The following is an 18,900-nucleotide window of genomic DNA, read 5'->3' as shown; positions in this document are numbered from 1 at the left end:
ATGGCCGGGTGAGGGGAGAACTGCGCATCCATCTCGGTGCCGCACCCGGGGTCGGGAAGACCTTCGCCATGCTCGGCGAGGCCCACCGGCGGGTCGGCCGCGGTGCCGACGTGGTCGTCGGCGTCGTCGAGACCCACGGCCGCGAGCGCACCGCGGGGCTGCTCGAGGGACTGGAGGTGGTGCCGCGGCGGACCGTCGCGCACGGCGGCACCGAGCTGCACGAGATGGACGTCGACGCGGTGCTGGTCCGCCGCCCCCAGGTCGCCCTGGTCGACGAGCTCGCCCACACCAACGCGCCCGGCTCGCGCCACGCCAAGCGCTGGCAGGACGTGGAGGAGCTGCTCGACGCCGGCATCGACGTCATCTCCACGGTCAACGTGCAGCACCTGGAGTCCCTCGGCGACGTCGTCGAGACCATCACCGGGGCCCGCCAGCAGGAGACCGTGCCCGACGACGTGGTCCGCCGCGCCGAGCAGATCGAGATCGTCGACATCACCCCGGAGGCGCTGCGCCGCAGGCTCGCGCACGGCAACGTCTACCCGCCCGAACGCGTCGACGCCGCGCTGGCGCACTACTTCCGGGTGCCCAACCTCGTCGCCCTGCGGGAGCTCGCGCTGCTGTGGATCGCCGACGAGGTGGACGTGGTGCTGCGCCGCTACCGCACCGAGCAGCAGGTGTCCGACGTGTGGGAGACCCGCGAGCGGGTGGTCGTCGCGCTGACCGGTGGCCGGGAGTCCGAGACCGTGCTGCGCCGCGCAGCGCGGATCGCGAAGCGCTCCGGCGGCGCCGACCTGATGGCGGTGCACGTGCTGCGCGGCGACGGCCTCGCCGCCACCGGTGTCGGGGCCGCGGACCGGGTCCGGCGGATGGCCGAGGGGGTCGGCGCGAGCTTCCACACCGTCGTCGGCGAGTCCGTCGACGACGCCCTGCTCGACTTCGCCCGCGGGGCCAACGCCACCCAGCTGGTGCTGGGCACCTCCCGGCGCTCCCGGCTGGCCCGGGTGTTCGACCCCGGCATCGGGGCGCGGGTGGTGCAGGAGTCCGGACCGATCGACGTGCACATGGTCACCCACTCGGCCGCCGGGCGGGCCCTGCGGCTGCCGAGGCTGCGCAGCGGCCTGCCCGCGGGCCGTCAGGCCGCCGGCTGGGCGACCGCCGTGCTCGCGCCGGCGGCGGCGACCCTGGTCGGGATCGCGCTGACCGACTGGGTGGACCTGTCCACCGACGTCGTCCTCTACTTCCTCGCGACCGTGCTCGCCGCGCTGGCCGGCGGGCTCGGCCCGGCGCTGCTCGCGGCGCTGCTCGGCGGGCTGCTGCTGAACTTCTTCCTGTCCCCGCCGCTGTACTCCTTCGCGATCGCCAACCCCGGCAACGTCATCACCGTGGCGACGATGCTGCTGGTGGGCGTGCTGGTGGCGCTCGTCGTCGACCGGGCGGCCCGGCGGGCGGAGCAGGCGGCGCGGGCCCGGGCGGAGGCCGCGCTGCTGGCGTCGTTCGCGCGGACCGTCCTGACCCGGTCCGACCCGCTTCCGCGGCTGCTGGACCGGGTCCGGGAGACCTGGGCGCTGCAGTCGGTGGCGCTGCTCGAGCAGGGCGAGGACCGGGTGTGGCGCCGGGTCGCCTGCACCGGCGACGCCGGGGCGTGCGACCGGCCGGAGAAGGCCGACGTGGACGTCGTCGTCGACGAGGGGTTGCACCTGGTCGGGAGCGGCCGCGCCCTGCCCGCGGCCGACCGCAGGCTGCTGGAGGTCGTCGGCGGGCAGGCGCTGCTGGCGCTGCGCGGGCAGCGCGCCGAGGCCGGGGCCGCCGACGCCGAGCGCCGCGCGGCCGCCAACGAGACCCGCGGCGCGCTGCTCTCGGCCGTCGGGCACGACCTGCGCAGCCCGCTGACCTCGATCAAAGCGGCCGCGACCAGCCTGCGCGACGAGCACCTGCCGCTCGGACCGGACGACCGCGCCGAGCTGCTGGCGACCGTCGAGGAGTCCGCGGACCGGCTCACCGGCCTGGTCGACAACCTGCTCGACTCCTCCCGGCTCGCCGCGGGCGCGGTGACCCCGCTGCTGGCCCCGGTCGGTTACGACGAGGTCGCCGCCACCGCGCTCCTCGGCCTGGAGGGCGCCGCCCGGGTCCGTGTCGAGATCGACGAGGACCTGCCCGACGTCCTCGCCGACGCGGGCCTGCTCGACCGGGTGCTCGCCAACGTCGTGGACAACGCGCTGCGGCACGGCGGGACCGAGGTGGTCCTGCGCGCCAGCGCCTACTCCGACCGGGTCGAGCTGCGCGTCGTCGACCGGGGGCGTGGTGTCGCACCGCGCGAGCGTGACGCGCTGTTCGCCGCGTTCCAGCGTCTCGGCGACCGCGACGCGACGTCCGGGCTCGGCCTGGGCCTGTCGGTGGCGCAGGGGCTGACCGTGGTGATGGGCGGCGAGCTGACCGCGGAGGACACCCCGGGCGGCGGTCTCACCGTCGTCGTCTCGCTGCCCGCCGCACCGGTGGGGGTGGCCCGGTGAGCGGGGGCGGGCACGGCGTGCGGGTGCTGGTCGTTGACGACGACCCGCAGATCCTGCGGGCGCTGCGGATCAACCTCACCGCGCACGGCTACACGGTGCTCGTCGCCGCCGACGGCTCGGCCGCGCTGCGGGCGGCCGCGGACGGGCATCCGGACGTCGTCGTCCTCGACCTGGGGCTGCCCGACCTCGACGGCACCGAGGTCGTCGAGGGGCTGCGCGGCTGGAGCACGGTGCCGGTGATCGTGCTGTCCGCGCGCACCGACTCCACCGACAAGGTCCGGGCGCTCGACGCCGGCGCCGACGACTACGTCACCAAGCCGTTCGGGATGTCCGAGCTGCTGGCCCGGCTCCGGGCCGCGGTGCGCCGCGCCGCCGTGTCGACCGTCGACGGCGAGGCCGTCGTGGCCACCGCGGACTTCACCGTCGACCTGGCCGCCAAGACGGTCGCACGCACCGACGGCGCCGAGGTGCACCTGACCCCGACCGAGTGGGGGATCCTGGAGCTGCTGGTGCGCCACCGCGGCAAGCTCGTCGAGCAGAAGCGGCTGCTGCGCGAGGTCTGGGGCCCGCAGTACGGCACCGAGACCCACTACCTGCGGGTCTACCTCGCCCAGCTGCGCCGCAAGCTGGAGCCGGTGCCGTCGCGGCCGAAGTACCTGATCACCGAGGCGGGGATGGGGTACCGGTTCGACGGCTGAGCCGGCCTCAGCGGCCGAAGTCCTGGGTCCAGTACCCGTCGGCCAGGCCGACGCCGATCGTGGTCAGCGAGCAGTCCAGGATGTTCTTCCGGTGCCCGGGGGACTCCATCCAGTCCTGCACGACGGTCGCCGCGTCCGGCTGGCCCATCGCGATGTTCTCCGCACCGGGGGAGCCGTAGCCCGCCGCGGTGATGCGGTCGGCGAAGTCCCGGCCGTCGCGGCTGTCGTGGGCGAAGTAGCCCTGGGCGGCCATGTCCTCGCTGTGGCCCTGGGCGGCCGCGCTGATCCGCGGGTCGGCCCGCAGCGCACCGCAGCCCGCGGCGGCCCGCTCGGCGTTGGTCAGCTCCACGACCCGGGCGAGCTCGCCGGACAGCCCGGTCACGGCGCCCCTCGCCGACGGGACCGCCGGACGGGCCGCGGGGGCCGGCCCGGAGGCGCGGCCGGTGCCGGGCTCGGCGGTGGCGGCCGCGGCGGTGGCCGCCTCGTGCGCGGAGAGCGCGTCGAGCGCGGTCCGGGCGGAGGAGCCCGGGTCGGCCGGGGCGGCGGCGAGCGCACCGCGGACGAGCGCGGCGCCGTCGACCGGGGCGCCGTCACCGGCCGGGGCCGGGGCCGTCGTCGCGTAGGCGGCACCGACCGCCCGGAGCGGCCGGGTGTCGGAGACCGGTCCACCGGGCCGTTCGGCCTCGGGCGAGCCCACTGCCGTGAGCGCCGGTGCGGCGAGCGGGGCGGCCATGGCCAGCACGGCGCCGGCCCCCACCCCGCCGAGCACGGCGCTCGCGGCGCGGGGTGTGCGTCGTCGGGTCACGGACGCGTAACGTACCAGCACTGTGAGTGGCAACACGGATTCGACCGTTCGGCTGATCGCATGGGTCCAGGGGGAGGTGCAGGGCGTCGGTTTCCGCTGGTGGACGCGGTCGCGGGCGCTCGAGCTCGGCCTCGTCGGCCAGGCCCGCAACCTGTCCGACGGCCGGGTCGCGGTGACCGCGGAGGGTGATCGCGCCGCCTGTGACCGTCTGCTGGAGCTGCTGCGCGGCGGGGACACCCCGGGGCGGGTGACGTCGGTGTCGGAGCAGTGGGCTGAGCCGTCCGGCGCATTCTCCGGGTTCGTCGAGGCCTGACCGCTCAGTTCTGTCGGTGCGGGGGTCTACACCTGTGCCCACACCGACACCGGGAGGTCGCGATGCCCGTCCAGATGAACCCGTACCTGCACTTCGAGAACCGGGCGCGGGAGGCGATGGAGTTCTACCGCTCCGTGCTCGGCGGCCAGCTGCAGGTCATGACCTTCGGCGACATGGGCGCCGAGGGCCCCGTCCCCCCGCCGGACGGCGTCATGCACGCCTATCTCGGCACCCCCGACGGCTTCGCCCTGATGGCCTCCGACGGTGACCCGCAGCGCCCGGTGGGGCCGCCGTCGGGCATCTCGGTCAGCCTGTCCGGCGACGACCCGGACAAGCTGCGTGGCTTCTTCGCCGGGCTCGCCGAGGGCGGCGTCGTCGACGTCCCGATGGAGAAGCAGATGTGGGGCGACGAGTTCGGCCAGCTCACCGACCGCTTCGGCGTCCGCTGGCTGGTCAACGCCTCCGCCCCCACCACCTGAGGGTGCGCGGGCGGGCCGTCGGGCACGGCGGCCCGCCCGGCTACCCTGGTCGCCCCCGCGCACCTGGAGATCCCCGCCCGTGCACCTCAAGACGCTGACGATGAAGGGCTTCAAGTCCTTCGCCTCGGCCACCACGCTGCGCCTGGAGCCCGGGATCACCTGCGTCGTCGGGCCGAACGGCTCGGGCAAGTCCAATGTCGTCGACGCGATCAGCTGGGTGCTCGGCGAGCAGGGCGCGAAGGCGCTGCGCGGCGGCAAGATGGAGGACGTGATCTTCGCCGGCACGTCCGGCCGGGCGGCGCTGGGTCGCGCCGAGGTCACCCTCACCATCGACAACTCCGACGGCGCCCTGCCGATCGACTACTCCGAGGTCTCGGTGACCCGCCGGATGTTCCGCGACGGCGCCGGCGAGTACGAGATCAACGGCTCCCGCGCCCGGCTGCTCGACGTGCAGGAGCTGCTCAGCGACTCGGGCATCGGCCGGGAGATGCACGTCATCGTCGGGCAGGGCCAGCTCGACGGGGTGCTGCAGTCCAAGCCGGAGGACCGCCGCTCCTACATCGAGGAGGCCGCCGGGGTCCTCAAGCACCGCAAGCGCAAGGAGAAGGCCCTCCGCAAGCTCGACGCGATGCAGGCCAACCTCACCCGGCTCACCGACCTCACCGCCGAGCTGCGCCGCCAGCTCAAGCCGCTGGGCCGCCAGGCCGAGATCGCCCGCCGCGCCCAGGCCGTGCAGACCGAGCTGCGCGACGCGCGGCTCCGCCTGGCCGCCGACGACTACGTGACCCTGTCCGAGGAGACCCTGCGGGAGGAGGCGTCCCAGGAGCAGGCCCGGCGCCGCCGCGCCGAGGTCGAGGAGCAGCTCGACGTCGCCCGCGGGCGACAGGACGAGCTGGAGACCGCGCTCGCCGCGGACGCGCCGCGGCTGCAGGTCGCCCAGGACACCTGGTACCAGCTCTCCGCACTGGCCGAGCGGCTGCGCGGCACCGTGCGCCTCGCCGAGGAACGCGTCCGCCACCTCACCTCCTCGGCCGAGGCGGGGCGCACCCCCGGCCGCGATCCGGACGAGACCGAGGCCGAGGCCGACGCGGTCGCCGAGCAGGAGGACGAGCTGGTCGCCGCCGTCGCCGACGCCCGGCGCCTGCTCGACGAGGTCGTCACCGAGAAGGCCGAGCGCGAGCGGACCCTCGCCGCCGCCGAACGCGAGCACCTGGCCGCCGTGCGTGCCATCGCCGACCGCCGCGCCGGGATCGCCACCCTCGCCGGGAAGGCCGACGCGCTGCGCTCCGGCGTCGCCGCGACCGCGGAGGAGATCGAGCGGCTGTCCGAGGCGCTCGCCGAGGCGGTCGCCCGCACCGCCGAGGCCGAGGCCGAGCTGGAGACCGCGCGGGAGTCCCTCGGCGTGTCCGGGGACGACGCGGACACCGACGCGGACACCGACGCGCTCGCCGCCCGGGTCGAGCAGGCCGAGGCCGCGCACCGCAGCGCGGCCGAGCGGGTCGCCGAGCTGGTCGCCGCCGAACGCGACGCCGAGCAGCGCCGCGCGCACTGGCGCGCCCGGGTCGACGCCCTGCAGGTCGGCCTGGTCCGCCGCGACGGCACCGGCGCCCTGCTCGACTCCGGCGACGACGGGGTGCTCGGCGCCGTCGCCGAGCTCGTCGAGGTCGAGCCGTCCGGGCGGGCCGCGGTCGCCGCGGCGCTGGGCGAGCTCGCCGAGGGCGTCGCCGTCGCCTCCGTGGTGTCCGCGGCCGAGGCGCTGCGGTCCCTGCGCCGTGGTGACGCGGGCCGGGCCGCGCTGCTCGTCGGCGCCGGGGCCGCGGGAGCCGACCGCTCCGCCGGGCGGGTGCCGGTCCCGGTCCCCGAGGGCGCCCCGCCCGCCGGGCGCTGGGCGGCCGCGCTCGTCACCGCCCCGCCCGCGCTCGCCCCGGCGCTGGGGGAGCTGCTGGCCGGGGTGGTCGTCGTCGACGGCCTGGACGCCGCGGCCACCGCCGTCGGGGCCCGGCCGGGGCTGACCGCGGTCACGACCGAGGGGGACCTGCTCACCGCGCACGCCGCCCGCGGCGGCACCGGCGCAGGGGAGGGCGCGCTGCAGCTGCAGGCCGCCGTCGACGACGCGGTCACCGCCCGCGACGCCGTCGACGCCGAGCTGGAGTCGCTGCGCCCCACCTGCGAGGGCGCCCGCGCCGAGGAGACCGCCCGCGGGGCCGACCTGACCGCGGCCCGCGCCGCCGTCGCGGACGCCGACCGGCGCCGCTCGGCCGCCGCCGCCCAGCTCGGGCGGCTCGAACAGGTCGTCACCTCCGCCCGCGCCGAGGCCCAGCGGCTGCGCGACCGCCGCGACACCGTCGAACGGCGGCGGTCGGACTCGCTGATCGAGCTGGAGGCCGCCGAGCGCCAGCTGTCGCTGGCCTCCGACGCCCCGGTCGACGACGAGCCCGACACCGAGCTGCGCGACGAGGCCGCCGAGCGGGTCGAACAGGTCCGCTCCGAGGAGGTCGAGTGCCGCCTCGCGCTGCGCACCGCCGAGGAGCGGGCCCGCGCCATCGCCGGGCGCGCCGAGACCCTGCGCCGCCAGGCGCACGCTGAGCGCCTCGCCCGGTCCCGGGCCGCCGCCGCCGCCGCCGAACGGGAGCGGGCCTCCGAGGTCGCCCGGCTCGTCGTCGACGCCGGACACGTCGCCGCCGAGCGCATCGAACGCTCCCTGGCCGCCGCCGCCGCCGAGCGCGACGAGATCCAGGCCGCCCGCGCCGAACGGGAGCGGGCCCACACCGAGGCCCGCGACACCACGACGAAGCTCACCGCGCTGCTGGAGAAGCTCACCGACGCCGTCCACCGCGACGAGATGGTGCGCCAGCAGACCCGGATGCGCCTGGAGCAGCTGACCGAGAAGATCCTGGGTGACCACGGCATCGGCGTCGACGACCTCGTCGCCGAGTACGGGCCCGAGGTCCCGGTGCCGCCGTCGGCCGCCGAGACCGCCGAGTACGAGGCCGCACGCGAGCGCGGCGAGCAGGTCTCCGCGCCGCCGCCGGTCCCGTTCGACCGGCCCACCCAGGAGCGCCGTCTCAAGCGCGCCGAGAAGGACCTGTCGCTGCTCGGCAAGGTCAACCCGCTCGCGCTGGAGGAGTTCGCGGCGCTGGAGGAGCGCTACAGGTTCCTGTCCACCCAGCTCGAGGACCTGAAGAACACCCGGCGCGACCTGCTCACCGTCGTCCGCGAGGTCGACGACAAGATCCTCGAGGTCTTCACCACCGCCTACCACGACGTCGCCGCCGAGTTCGAGACCGTGTTCGCGACGCTGTTCCCCGGCGGCGACGGCAGGCTCGTGCTCACCGACCCCGACGACATGCTCACCACCGGCATCGAGGTCGAGGCCCGCCCGCCGGGCAAGAAGGTCAAGCGGCTGTCGCTGCTGTCCGGCGGGGAGCGCTCACTGACCGCGATGGCGCTGCTCGTCGCGATCTTCCGGGCCCGGCCCTCGCCGTTCTACGTGCTCGACGAGATCGAGGCCGCCCTCGACGACGTCAACCTGCGCCGGCTCATCTCGCTGATGGAGGAGCTGCGCACCACCAGCCAGCTCATCGTCATCACCCACCAGAAGCCGACGATGGAGGTCGCCGACGCCCTCTACGGTGTCTCGATGCGCGGCGACGGCATCACCCAGGTCATCTCCCAGCGCCTGCGCCCCGCCTCCTGACCGGCTGACCGGCCCGTCCTGCACGGCGGGCCGGCCGGGCGTGGCAGGGTGGCGTCGTGACCACGCAGACCCTCTGGATCGTCGTCGCGATCGTCGTGGCGGTGTTGCTGATCGCCGTCGTCGCCGGGCTGGTGATCGCCCGCCGACGGCGCATCAGCCTGCGGTCCGACGAGCAGCAGCGCGAGCTCGGGACCGGTACCGACGAGCCACCGCGCACCGGCGGCGGCTACCAGGCCGGGGGCGGGTTCGCGTTCTCCTCCGGGACGGCCACCGCGCCCGAGCGGCCGCGCGCCCCCGGCGACGACGCCCCGACCGCCGCCACACCGACCCCCGCCACCCCGGCCGCGCCGGCGCCGCCCGCCGAGGCCGCCGACGCGCCGACCGCCGACGAGGTCCGGACCCCGCCCGGCGGCACACCCGTCGTCGACGGGGCGACCGAGGCCCGCACCCCGCCCGGGGGCATCCCGGTCAGCACCGCCCCGCCGGTCCCGTCGACCGCGCCGCCCAGCAGCCCGACCGTCCCCACCGAGCAGACCGGGACCGTCACCGGCACCCCGGACGCCCGCGTCATCGACACGGCCGAGGCCAGCAAGGACCCGGCCACCCGCCAGCTCCGCCGCCCCGAGGGCCCCTCCGGGGCCGCCGGGACCGTGGCGCCGCCCGACGGCGGCACCACCGAGCAGATCCCGGCCCCGCCCGCCGCACCCACCGCGAGCGCCCCGACCGAACCGGTCGCACGCCCGGAGGTCGCACCGAGCGCCCCGACCGAGCCGGTCGCGCGTCCGGGGGCGGCGGACCCGCAGGCGCCGGTCGCCCCGGGCGCGCCCACCGAGGAGATCGCACCGGCCGAGGGCCGGATCGGCCGGTTGCGCGGGCGGCTGTCCCGCTCGCGCTCCGGGCTCGGCCAGAGCCTGCTGGGCCTGCTCGGCGCCGGCGACCTCGACGAGGAGTCGTGGGAGGACGTCGAGGCCACCCTGCTGCAGGCCGATCTGGGCCCCGAGACGACCGCGGAGATCGTCGGGAAGCTGCGCGAACAGATCGCGACCCGCGGTGTCCGCACCGCCGAGGCGGCCCGTGCCGCCCTGCGTGACGTGCTCGTCGAGGCCCTCGGCACCGGCCAGGACCGCTCGGTGCACGCGCTGCCGCACGACGGGCGGCCCGCGGTGCTGCTGGTCGTCGGCGTCAACGGCACCGGCAAGACCACCACCACCGGCAAGCTCGCCCGGGTGCTGGTCGCGGGCGGGCACCGGGTGACCCTCGGCGCGGCCGACACCTTCCGGGCCGCCGCCGCCGAGCAGCTCGTCACCTGGGGCGAGCGCTCCGGTGCGGGTGTCGTCCGCGGGCCCGAGGGCGCCGACCCGGCCTCGGTCGCCTTCGACGCCGTCAAGCGCGGCACCGACGACGGGGTGGACGCCGTCCTGCTCGACACCGCGGGCCGGCTGCACACCAAGACCGGCCTGATGGACGAGCTGGGCAAGGTCAAGCGCGTCGTCGAGAAGCAGGCCCGGGTCGACGAGGTCCTGCTCGTCCTCGACGCCACCACCGGCCAGAACGGGCTGACCCAGGCGCGGGTGTTCGGTGAGGTCGTGGACGTCACCGGGGTGGTGCTCACCAAGCTCGACGGCACCGCCAAGGGCGGCATCGTGTTCCGCGTGCAGCGCGAGCTGGGGGTGCCGGTCAAGCTCGTCGGGCTCGGTGAGGGTCCCGACGACCTGGCCCCGTTCGAGCCCACCGCGTTCGTCGAGGCACTGCTCGACTGAGGTCACGGTGCGGGCCGTCGCGGACGGCCCGCACCGTGCGCCACGTCACGAACCGGACCATTCGGATGACCTTCGGTCCTCCGGATCCGGTTGGGTAACCCAACCGTCATCCGGCGCGGCCGCCTGTTAACCGTTACGAAACGGACAGGCGCCGAATGCGAAACACGCGATCACCATTCTTCCTCCCCAGTCAGCCAGATGGACGGACATGGGAGGAACAGTGCCTGCAGAGGCCCTCAACGGCGGAGACACCGCCTGGATCCTGGCGAGCGCCGCGCTCGTGCTGCTCATGACACCGGGGGTCGCGCTGTTCTACGGCGGCCAGGCCCGGTCCAAGAGCGTGCTGAACATGATGATGATGTGCTTCAGCTCGCTGGGCCTCGTCGGTGTCCTCTGGATCCTGTTCGGCTACTCGATGACCTTCGGCCCGGACCTCGGCGGCGGCCTGCTGGGCGACCCGTTCGCCTACTTCGGCCTCACCGCGATCCTGGCGAACGACCAGGCCGCCGAGACGCTGCCGCAGCTGGCCTTCGTCAGCTTCCAGGCGATGTTCGCGATCCTGACGGTCGCGCTGATCGCCGGTGCCGCCGCCGACCGCATGAAGTTCGGCGCGTGGATGCTCTTCTCCGGCCTGTGGGCCGTCCTGGTCTACTTCCCGGTCGCGCACTGGGTCTTCGACCTGGAGCAGGGCTGGATCGCCACCTCGCTGGGCGCGCTCGACTTCGCCGGTGGCACCGCGGTCCACATCAACGCCGGTATGGCCGCCCTGGTCCTCTGCATCATCCTGGGCAAGCGCCGCGGCTGGCCGCGTGAGGCCATGCGCCCGCACAACCTGACCATGGTCATGCTCGGCGCCGGCCTCCTCTGGTTCGGCTGGTTCGGCTTCAACGCCGGGTCCTCCGGTGCCGCCGACTGGGCCGCCGCCTACGCCTTCACCAACACCATCGCCGCCACCGCCGCCGCCATCCTCGGCTGGCTGCTGATCGAGAAGATCCGCTACGGCAAGGCCACCTCGCTCGGCGCCGCCTCCGGCATCGTCGCGGGTCTGGTCGCGATCACCCCGGCCTGCGCCTCGGTCTCCCCGCTGGGCGCGCTCGCCATCGGTGTCCTCGCCGGTGCGCTGTCGGCCTACGCGGTCGGCTGGAAGTACAAGCTCGGCTACGACGACTCGTTCGACGTCGTCGGCGTCCACCTCGTCGCCGGCCTCTGGGGCACCCTGGCCATCGGGTTCTTCGCCACCGACATCGCCCCCGACGAGACCAACGGTCTGTTCTACGGCGGCGGCGTCGACCAGCTCTGGCGCCAGGCCGTGGCCGCGCTCGCCACGCTGGTGTACTGCGGCATCGTGACCGCGATCATCGCCTTCATCGTCAAGGCCACCCTGGGCCTGCGCGTCGAGGACGAGGCCGAGCAGGCCGGCATCGACGAGGCGGAGCACGCCGAGACCGGCTACGAGTTCTCCGGCCTGCGCGGCGGCAGCGGTCTCGGCTCCTCGCCGAAGCCGGCCACCGAGGCGAAGGCCACCCCCGTCGCGAAGCAGGAGGTCTGACCCGTGAAGCTCGTGACCGCCATCGTCAAGCCGTTCGTCCTGGAGGACGTCAAGGGCGCCCTGGAGCAGATCGGCGTGCTCGGTCTGACCATCAGCGAGGTCCAGGGCTACGGCCGCCAGAAGGGCCACACCGAGGTCTACCGGGGCGCGGAGTACTCGGTCGACTTCGTGCCGAAGGTCCGCGTCGAGGTCGTGGTCGACGACGCGCTGCAGGACAAGGTCGTCGACGCGGTCGTCGAGGCCGCCCGCACCGGCAAGATCGGTGACGGCAAGGTCTGGGTGACCCCGGTCGAGACCGTGGTCCGCGTCCGCACCGGAGAACGCGGCGCCGACGCCATCTGACCGACGGTCCCTCGCGACGGCCCGTCGTGCTCCCCTCCCGGAGTGCGGCGGGCCGTCCGCCGTCCGGACTCGAATCGGACATCACGGCATGTATGCGGTCGACTACTCGAACGAACAGGAAGCGGGTGGCGCGGGGCGATGACGGTCCTCGGGTCGGGCGAAGCGGCGGACCTGGTCAAGGCGAAATCGGTCCTCCTGGAATCCAACGGCCGGCACCACCACGGTCCGGAGGCGTTGCGGGCCGCGCTGGTCGACCTGCACGACTTCTGGCTCTCCTCCCGGTGCGCGGCACTCGGGGTCGGCGGTGAGGGCAGCGGGACGGCGCTGGCGGCCGTCGGTGCGCTCGGCCGGCGCGAGCTGTGCCCCTGGTCCGACCTCGACCTCGTGCTCCTGCACGACGGCCGGACCGACGTCGACGCGCTCGCGGAGAAGCTCTGGTACCCGCTCTGGGACGCCGGGATCGGGCTCGACCACTCGGTGCGCACCCCCGGACAGGCCGTGCAGATCGCGGCGACCGACCTGCGGGCTGCCCTCGGGCTGCTGGAGCTGCGGCACGTCGCCGGGGACGCGACGCTCACCGCCAAGGTCCGCGACGCCGTCCGCGCGGCCTGGCGGGCCGGGATGCGCAGCCGCTTCGACGAGATCGTCGACACCACCACCGAACGCTGGCGGCGCAACGGCGACGTCGCCCACCGCATCGAGCCGGACCTGAAGAGCGGCCACGGCGGCCTGCGGGACGTGCAGCTGCTCGACGCCCTGGCCACCGCCCAGCTCGTCGACCGGCCGGGACCCGACGTCGTCGCCGCCCGTGCGCTGCTGCTGGACGTGCGCACCGAGCTGCACCGGCTCTCCGGCCGGGCCCGCGACGTCCTGCGCGCCCAGGAGGCCGACGACATCGCCACGATCCTCGACGTCGGGGACCGTTTCGACCTGGCCCGCGCCCTGTCGGGTGCGGCCCGCGCGGTCGCCTTCGCGGCCGAGGTAGGGCTGCGCCAGGCCCGCAACGCGCTGCCCCGCCGGGGGCTCGCCGCGCTCCGCCGCCCGCCGGTGCGCAGGCCGCTGGACTCCGGCGTCGTCGAGCACGCGGGGGAGGTCGGGCTCGCCCGCGACGCGTCCGCGGCGAAGGATCCGGCCCTGGTCCTGCGGGTCGCCGCCACCGCCGCCCGCACCGGGCTGCCGATCTCCGCGGGCACTCTGTCCCGGCTCGCCGACACCGCCCCGGAGCTGCGCGCACCGTGGCCGCGGACCGCGCTGGCCGAGCTGCTCGCCCTGCTCGGGACCGGCAAGGCCGCCGTCGCGGTGATCGAGTCGCTGGACCGCACCGGGCTGTGGGGGCGGCTGTTCCCCGAGTGGGGCGCCGTCCGCGACCTGCCGCCCCGGGACCGCACGCACGTCTGGACCGTCGACCGCCACCTCGTCGAGGTCTGTGCCGAGGCCGCCCGGCTCACCACCCGGGTCGCGCGCCCGGACCTGCTGCTGGTCGGCGCGCTGCTGCACGACATCGGCAAGGGCCGCGGCGGTGACCACTCGGTGGTGGGGGAGTCGCTGGTCCGCCAGATCGGCGAGCGGCTCGGGCTGCGCGAGGGCGACCTCGTGCTGCTCGCGGCGATGGTGCGTCACCACCTGCTGCTGCCGCACACCGCGACCCGTCGCGACCCGGAGGACCCGGCGACGGTGTCGCGGGTGCTCGAGACGCTGCGCGAGGCGGTCGCACCGACCGGCCGGGGCGACGCCGACGTGGCGCTGCTCCTCGAGCTGCTCGGCGCGCTGGCCGAGGCCGACTCGCTCGGCACCGGGCCCGGCGTCTGGAGCCCGTGGCGGCGCACCCTGATCCAGGGGCTGGCCGGGCGCTGCCTGTCCGCGCTCGACGGCCGTCCGTTCGTCGAGCCCGGCCCGCCGGACCCGGCCCACCGGGAGATGGTCGACGCCGTCACGGTGGCGGGGGAGCCGCAGGTCCGCTTCGCGGGCGACGGCGACGTCGCGTCGGTCACCGTCGCGCTGCCGGACGGGCGCGGGGTGCTGTCGGCCGTCGCCGGGGTGCTCGCCCTGCACTCGCTGCAGGTGCACACCGCCGACGTGAACGTGTCCGACGGGGTCGCGGTCGAGACGTTCGCGGTGACCCCGCGGTTCGGCGGCCTGCCCGACCCGGCGCTGGTCCGCTCCGACCTGGTGCGGGTGCGCGCCGGGTCGCTGGACCTGGTGCAGGCGCTCGCCCGCAAGGAACGCGACTACGCGCCGTCGACGCCGGAGGTGGAACGGACCGCCCCGCCGCGGGTGCTGTGGTTCGACGACGAGGCTACCGGCGCGGTCGTGCTGGAGCTGCGCGGCACCGACCGCATCGGGCTGCTCCACCACGTCACCGCCGCCCTCGAACGGACCGGGGTCGACCTCGTCTGGGCCCGGGTCGAGACCCTCGGCGCCTCGGTCGTCGACTCCTTCGGCATCGGTGGGTCCCCGGACCTGTCGGCCCGCAGCGAGATCGAGAAGGCGGTCCTCACGGTGGCCGCCGGGCGCGGGGAGGCCCGACCGACGACGTGACGCAGGTCGTGTCGCCTTGCAACAGCGGCGGCCCGGCGACGATCATGCTCGTCGCCGGTGCGGGCCCGCCCGGTGCAGCGTGCGACGAGGAGTGTCGACGTGGACACCGGGAACACCGCCTACCTGCTCGGCAGTGCCGCCCTGGTCATGCTCATGACCCCGGGGCTGGCGCTGTTCTACGGCGGCATGGTCCGCGCCAAGAGCGTGCTCAACATGATGATGATGAGCATCGTCTGCCTCGGCGTGATCGGGCTCGTCTGGGTCGTGTTCGGGTTCTCGCTGGCCTTCGGTGACTCGCACGGCGGGGTGATCGGCGGGTTCGGGCTGGCCGGGATCACCGACCCGAACGCGCTGGTCGGCGACGTGCCGGTGCAGGCGTTCGCGATGTTCCAGCTGATGTTCGCCGTGATCACCGGGGCCCTGGTGTCCGGCGCCGTCGCCGACCGGGCCCGCTTCCGGGCGTGGACGCTGTTCGTCGCGGTCTGGGTGGTCGTGGTCTACATCCCGCTGGCGCACTGGACCTTCGCCGTCGACGGAGCGGTGTCGCAGCGTGGCGGCTGGCTGGTCAACACCGTCGGCGCCCTCGACTTCGCGGGCGGCGCCGCGGTCGAGGTGAACTCCGGCGCCTCGGCGCTCGCGCTCGCGCTGGTCCTCGGCGCCCGCCGTGGCTGGCCGCGCGAGCCGATGCGCCCGCACAACCTGCCGCTGGTGCTGCTCGGGGCGGGCCTGCTGTGGTTCGGCTGGTTCGGGTTCAACGCCGGGTCCGCGCTCGCCGCCGGGGCCACCGCGGCCAACGCCTTCGTCACCACGATGACCGCCGCGTCCGCCGCCGTCGTCGCGTGGCTGATCCTGGAGGACCGGCTCGACGGCCGTCCGACCAGCCTGGGGGCCGCCTCGGCCGCCGTCGCCGGGCTGGTCGCGATCACCCCGGCCTGCGGCTACGTCGACACCTGGGGTGCGCTGGCGATCGGCGTGCTCGCGGGACTGCTGTGCCAGCTCGCGATCCGGCTGAAGTACCGGTTCGGTTACGACGACTCGCTCGACGTCGTCGCGATCCACGGGATCGGCGGAGTCATCGGCATGCTGATGCTGGGTCTCGTCGCGACCGACGCGGTCAACCCGGCGGGCGCCGACGGCCTGTTCTACGGCGGCGGCCCCGCCCAGCTGGGCAGACAGGCGCTGTCGGTGCTGGTCGCGGCGGTCTGGGCGTTCGGGATGACGGCGCTGATCGCCTGGGTGGTGTCGCGGACGATCGGCTTCCGCGCCGCCCCCGACGACGAGCACGGCGGCATCGACGAGGCCGAGCACGCCGAGACCGCGTACGAGTTCAGCACGATGCGCACGGCGGGCCGCGGGCCGGCCGGGCGGATCACCGAGGAGGGGGACCGATGAAGCTGGTGACCGCGATCGTCAAGCCGTTCGTCCTGGGCGACGTCAAGGACGCGCTCGAGGGGCTCGGGGTGCTGGGCCTGACGACCTCGGAGGTCCAGGGCTTCGGCCGCCAGAAGGGTCACACCGAGGTCTACCGGGGCGCGGAGTACTCGGTCGACTTCGTCCCGAAGGTCAAGGTCGAGGTCGTCGTCGACGACGATCAGGCCGACCGGGTCGTGCAGGCGGTCGTCGACGCCGCGCACACCGGCCGGATCGGCGACGGCAAGGTCTGGGTCGTCCCGGTGGAGAACGTCGTCCGCGTCCGGACCGGGGAGCGCGGCACCGACGCCCTGTAGCCCTGCGGCCGACCGGGTGATCATCGCCGGCCCCGCCGCCCCGGCCCACCCGGCGCCCGCCCCACCCGCACCGGGGCGTTGATCAGCGCGTTCGCGCCCCGCGGAGGGCGGGAACGTGCGACTCGCGGCCTGGCGGACCGGGCCGGGGACGGTCCGCGGCGGGCCGGACACACCGGGTGATCGGAACGATCCGGGCGACCGGACCGTTTCACCACACATGACCACCGCCCGTGCCGTGCCGACCGGCGCCGTCCCGCCGACCCGCGACACCGAGCACCGCCCCACCGAGCACCGCCCCACCGATCCCGACGGCGCCGGCGTGCCCGTTCGCCCCGGCCCGCCGTCCGACGACGGCCCGGCGGCGCCACTGGTCGTCGTCCTGCCGGGACGGTCGCTGCTGCTGGTCGCGGGCCTGCCGGGGGCGGGCAAGACCACGCTGCTCGCCGGGCTCGACGCCCCGGCGGGCACCCGGGTCCTCGACTCCGGGGCCACCCGGGCCGTGCTCGCACGGCTGCTCCCGGCCGCGACGCCGTATCCGGCCTACCGGTGGCTGACCCACCTGACCCACCGGGCGTCGGTGGTCACCGCGGCCCTCGGCCCCGCGGACACCGTCGTGGTCCACCTGCCGGCGACCGCGCCCCGGGTGCGTGCCGCGGTCCGCACGCTGGCCCGGCTCGGCGGCCGCGCACCGCACCTGCTGTGGCTCGACACCGCCCCCGACCAGGCACTCGACGGCCAGCACGCTCGCGGACGGGTGGTCCGGTCGCGACCGTTCGCGGTGCACGCGCGGCGTGCCCGGGACACCGCCGACGCCCTGCGGGCGGGCACCGAGACCGGCTGGGCCTCGGTCCGTCGCACGGATCGCTCCGGTGCCCGTGGGGGACTGGCGCTGGCCAAGTAGGCTGGTAAGGGTGTTCGACTCCCTCTCCGAGCGGCTCGGATCCACGCTGCGCGACCTGCGCGGCAAGGGCCGGCTCTCCGACGCCGACATCGACGCCACCGCGCGCGAGATCCGGATCGCGCTGCTGGAGGCGGACGTCGCCCTGCCGGTGGTGCGCGGGTTCATCACGCGTATCAAGGACCGGGCCAAGGGGGCGGAGGTCTCCCAGGCCCTGAACCCGGCCCAGCAGGTCGTCAAGATCGTCAACGAGGAGCTCGTCGCGATCCTCGGCGGCGAGACGCGGCGGCTGCACCTGGCCAAGGAACCGCCGACGGTCATCATGCTGGCGGGTCTGCAGGGTGCCGGTAAGACGACCCTGGCCGGCAAGCTCGCGCGCTGGCTCCGGGGGCAGGGGCACACCCCGCTTCTCGTGGCCTGTGACCTGCAGCGTCCCAACGCGGTCAACCAGCTGCAGATCGTCGGTGAGCGCGCCGGTGTCCCGACCTACGCGCCGCACCCCGGCGCCACCGGCTCCGGTGAGCTCCCCGAGGGCCCCGGCGACCCGGTCGGCGTCGCCCGCGACGGCATCGCGCACGCCCGCGACAAGCAGTACGACGTGGTCGTCGTCGACACCGCGGGACGCCTCGGCGTCGACGAGGAGCTGATGCGCCAGGCGTCCGACATCCGGGACGCGGTGCAGCCCGACGAGGTCCTGTTCGTCGTCGACGCGATGATCGGTCAGGACGCCGTGGCCACGGCCGAGGCGTTCCGCGACGGCGTCGGCTTCACCGGTGTCGTGCTCACCAAGCTCGACGGCGACGCCCGCGGCGGTGCCGCGCTGAGCGTCCGCGAGGTCACCGGCCAGCCGATCCTCTTCGCCTCCAACGGCGAGAAGCTCGAGGACTTCGACGTCTTCCACCCCGACCGGATGTCCTCGCGCATCCTCGGGATGGGCGACCTGCTCACCCTCATCGAGCAGGCCGAGCAGGTCTTCGACGCCGAGCAGTCCGCGGCCGCCGCCGCGAAGATCAGCTCCGGTGAGCTGTCCCTGGAGGACTTCCTCCAGCAGATGCTGCAGCTGCGCAAGATGGGGCCGATCGGCAACATCCTGAACATGCTCCCGGGGATGAACTCCGGGCAGGCGAAGGCCGCGCTCGAGCAGGTCGACGACCGTCAGATCGACCGCCTGCAGGCCATCATCCGCGGTATGACCCCCGCCGAGCGGGAGGACCCGAAGATCATCAACGCGTCGCGCCGCCAGCGCATCGCGACCGGGTCCGGTGTGTCGGTCTCCGACGTGAACGACCTGGTCAACCGCTTCTTCGAGGCCCGCAAGATGATGAAGCAGATGGCCGGCCAGTTCGGCTTCGGCGGCGGCGGGCGCAGCGCGACCAAGAAGGTCCCGAAGAACCCGCGCAAGGCCCGGCAGGCCAAGAAGGGCCGGCGCAGCGGCAACCCCGCGAACCGTGCCGCGGCCGGTGCGCCGGACCTGTCGAACCTGCCGCCGAGCCTGCAGCAGCTCCCGCCCGGACTGGGCAACCTCGACCAGCTGCCGCCCGGGTTCGACCCGTCGAAGCTGAACTTCGGGAAGAAGAAGTAGCT

At 75.0% G+C, this 18,900-nt stretch carries 14 protein-coding genes; 13 read left to right on the top strand and 1 reads right to left on the bottom strand.

The window, feature by feature from the left end:
* Positions 1-8: 8 nt before the first annotated feature.
* Together KPF22_RS22570 and KPF22_RS22565 are read left to right on the top strand one after the other, a co-directional pair.
* Entirely contained in the window at positions 9-2,510 is a 2,502-nt protein-coding gene (locus KPF22_RS22570) for a DUF4118 domain-containing protein (RefSeq protein ID WP_224403213.1), read from the top strand.
* Positions 2,507-3,208, top strand: coding sequence for a response regulator (locus KPF22_RS22565; protein ID WP_307799298.1), 702 nt, complete (start codon positions 2,507-2,509; stop codon positions 3,206-3,208). Before KPF22_RS22570 ends, KPF22_RS22565 begins: the two co-directional genes overlap by 4 nt.
* A gap of 7 nt (positions 3,209-3,215) precedes the next feature.
* Here the strand turns inward: KPF22_RS22565 and KPF22_RS22560 are convergent, their stop codons facing one another.
* Positions 3,216-4,013, bottom strand: coding sequence for a CAP domain-containing protein (locus KPF22_RS22560; RefSeq protein WP_224403212.1), 798 nt, complete (start codon positions 4,011-4,013; stop codon positions 3,216-3,218).
* Positions 4,014-4,035: 22 nt separating this feature from the next.
* Here KPF22_RS22560 and KPF22_RS22555 point away from each other — a divergent pair, with 22 nt between their 5' ends.
* The 11 genes from KPF22_RS22555 to ffh all read left to right on the top strand — a co-directional run bounded on the left by KPF22_RS22555 (position 4,036) and on the right by ffh (position 18,898).
* Complete coding sequence (locus tag KPF22_RS22555) at positions 4,036-4,326, top strand: acylphosphatase (protein ID WP_208821139.1); 291 nt, start codon at positions 4,036-4,038, stop codon at positions 4,324-4,326.
* 62 nt (positions 4,327-4,388) lie between these two features.
* Positions 4,389-4,805, top strand: a complete 417-nt coding sequence (locus KPF22_RS22550) for a VOC family protein (RefSeq protein ID WP_208821140.1) — start codon at positions 4,389-4,391, stop codon at positions 4,803-4,805.
* A gap of 79 nt (positions 4,806-4,884) precedes the next feature.
* Complete coding sequence (smc, locus tag KPF22_RS22545) at positions 4,885-8,502, top strand: chromosome segregation protein SMC (protein WP_224403211.1); 3,618 nt, start codon at positions 4,885-4,887, stop codon at positions 8,500-8,502.
* 56 nt (positions 8,503-8,558) lie between these two features.
* Positions 8,559-10,262 (top strand): signal recognition particle-docking protein FtsY, encoded by a 1,704-nt coding sequence (ftsY, locus tag KPF22_RS22540; protein WP_224403210.1) that lies wholly within the window; start codon positions 8,559-8,561, stop codon positions 10,260-10,262.
* A gap of 289 nt (positions 10,263-10,551) precedes the next feature.
* Positions 10,552-11,811: an ammonium transporter gene (locus KPF22_RS22535; protein WP_244326477.1), complete on the top strand. Its 1,260-nt coding sequence runs from the start codon at positions 10,552-10,554 to the stop codon at positions 11,809-11,811.
* A gap of 3 nt (positions 11,812-11,814) precedes the next feature.
* A complete protein-coding gene (locus tag KPF22_RS22530; RefSeq protein ID WP_062401001.1) occupies positions 11,815-12,153 on the top strand; it encodes a P-II family nitrogen regulator in 339 nt (112 codons plus the stop codon).
* Between the two features lie 138 nt (positions 12,154-12,291).
* The gene (locus tag KPF22_RS22525) at positions 12,292-14,691 is read left to right on the top strand and encodes a [protein-PII] uridylyltransferase (RefSeq protein ID WP_224403208.1); all 2,400 of its coding nucleotides are present in this window, start codon (positions 12,292-12,294) and stop codon (positions 14,689-14,691) included.
* Between the two features lie 99 nt (positions 14,692-14,790).
* Positions 14,791-16,083, top strand: a complete 1,293-nt coding sequence (locus tag KPF22_RS22520) for an ammonium transporter (RefSeq protein ID WP_208821145.1) — start codon at positions 14,791-14,793, stop codon at positions 16,081-16,083.
* Positions 16,080-16,418, top strand: coding sequence for a P-II family nitrogen regulator (locus KPF22_RS22515; RefSeq protein WP_208821147.1), 339 nt, complete (start codon positions 16,080-16,082; stop codon positions 16,416-16,418). The genes KPF22_RS22520 and KPF22_RS22515 overlap by 4 nt, the downstream gene beginning before the upstream one ends.
* Before the next feature lie 217 nt (positions 16,419-16,635).
* Complete coding sequence (locus KPF22_RS22510; protein WP_208826812.1) at positions 16,636-17,319, top strand: AAA family ATPase; 684 nt, start codon at positions 16,636-16,638, stop codon at positions 17,317-17,319.
* Between the two features lie 10 nt (positions 17,320-17,329).
* Complete coding sequence (gene ffh, locus KPF22_RS22505) at positions 17,330-18,898, top strand: signal recognition particle protein (RefSeq protein WP_208826810.1); 1,569 nt, start codon at positions 17,330-17,332, stop codon at positions 18,896-18,898.
* The last annotated feature ends 2 nt before the right edge of the window (positions 18,899-18,900 follow it).

This window comes from Pseudonocardia sp. ICBG1034 (assembly GCF_020131375.1).
GTDB classification, from domain to species: Bacteria; Actinomycetota; Actinomycetes; order Mycobacteriales; family Pseudonocardiaceae; genus Pseudonocardia; species Pseudonocardia alni.
This window is presented reverse-complemented; position numbering and strand designations above follow the sequence as displayed.

Excerpts from the sequence above, each read along its gene's own strand:
- KPF22_RS22525 (WP_224403208.1), top strand. The coding sequence starts at position 12,292 with ATGACGGTCCTCGGGTCGGGCGAAGCGGCGGACCTGGTCAAGGCGAAA.
- KPF22_RS22535 (WP_244326477.1), top strand. The coding sequence starts at position 10,552 with ATGACACCGGGGGTCGCGCTGTTCTACGGCGGCCAGGCCCGGTCCAAG.
- KPF22_RS22515 (WP_208821147.1), top strand. The coding sequence starts at position 16,080 with ATGAAGCTGGTGACCGCGATCGTCAAGCCGTTCGTCCTGGGCGACGTC.
- KPF22_RS22510 (WP_208826812.1), top strand. The coding sequence starts at position 16,636 with ATGACCACCGCCCGTGCCGTGCCGACCGGCGCCGTCCCGCCGACCCGC.
- KPF22_RS22550 (WP_208821140.1), top strand. The coding sequence starts at position 4,389 with ATGCCCGTCCAGATGAACCCGTACCTGCACTTCGAGAACCGGGCGCGG.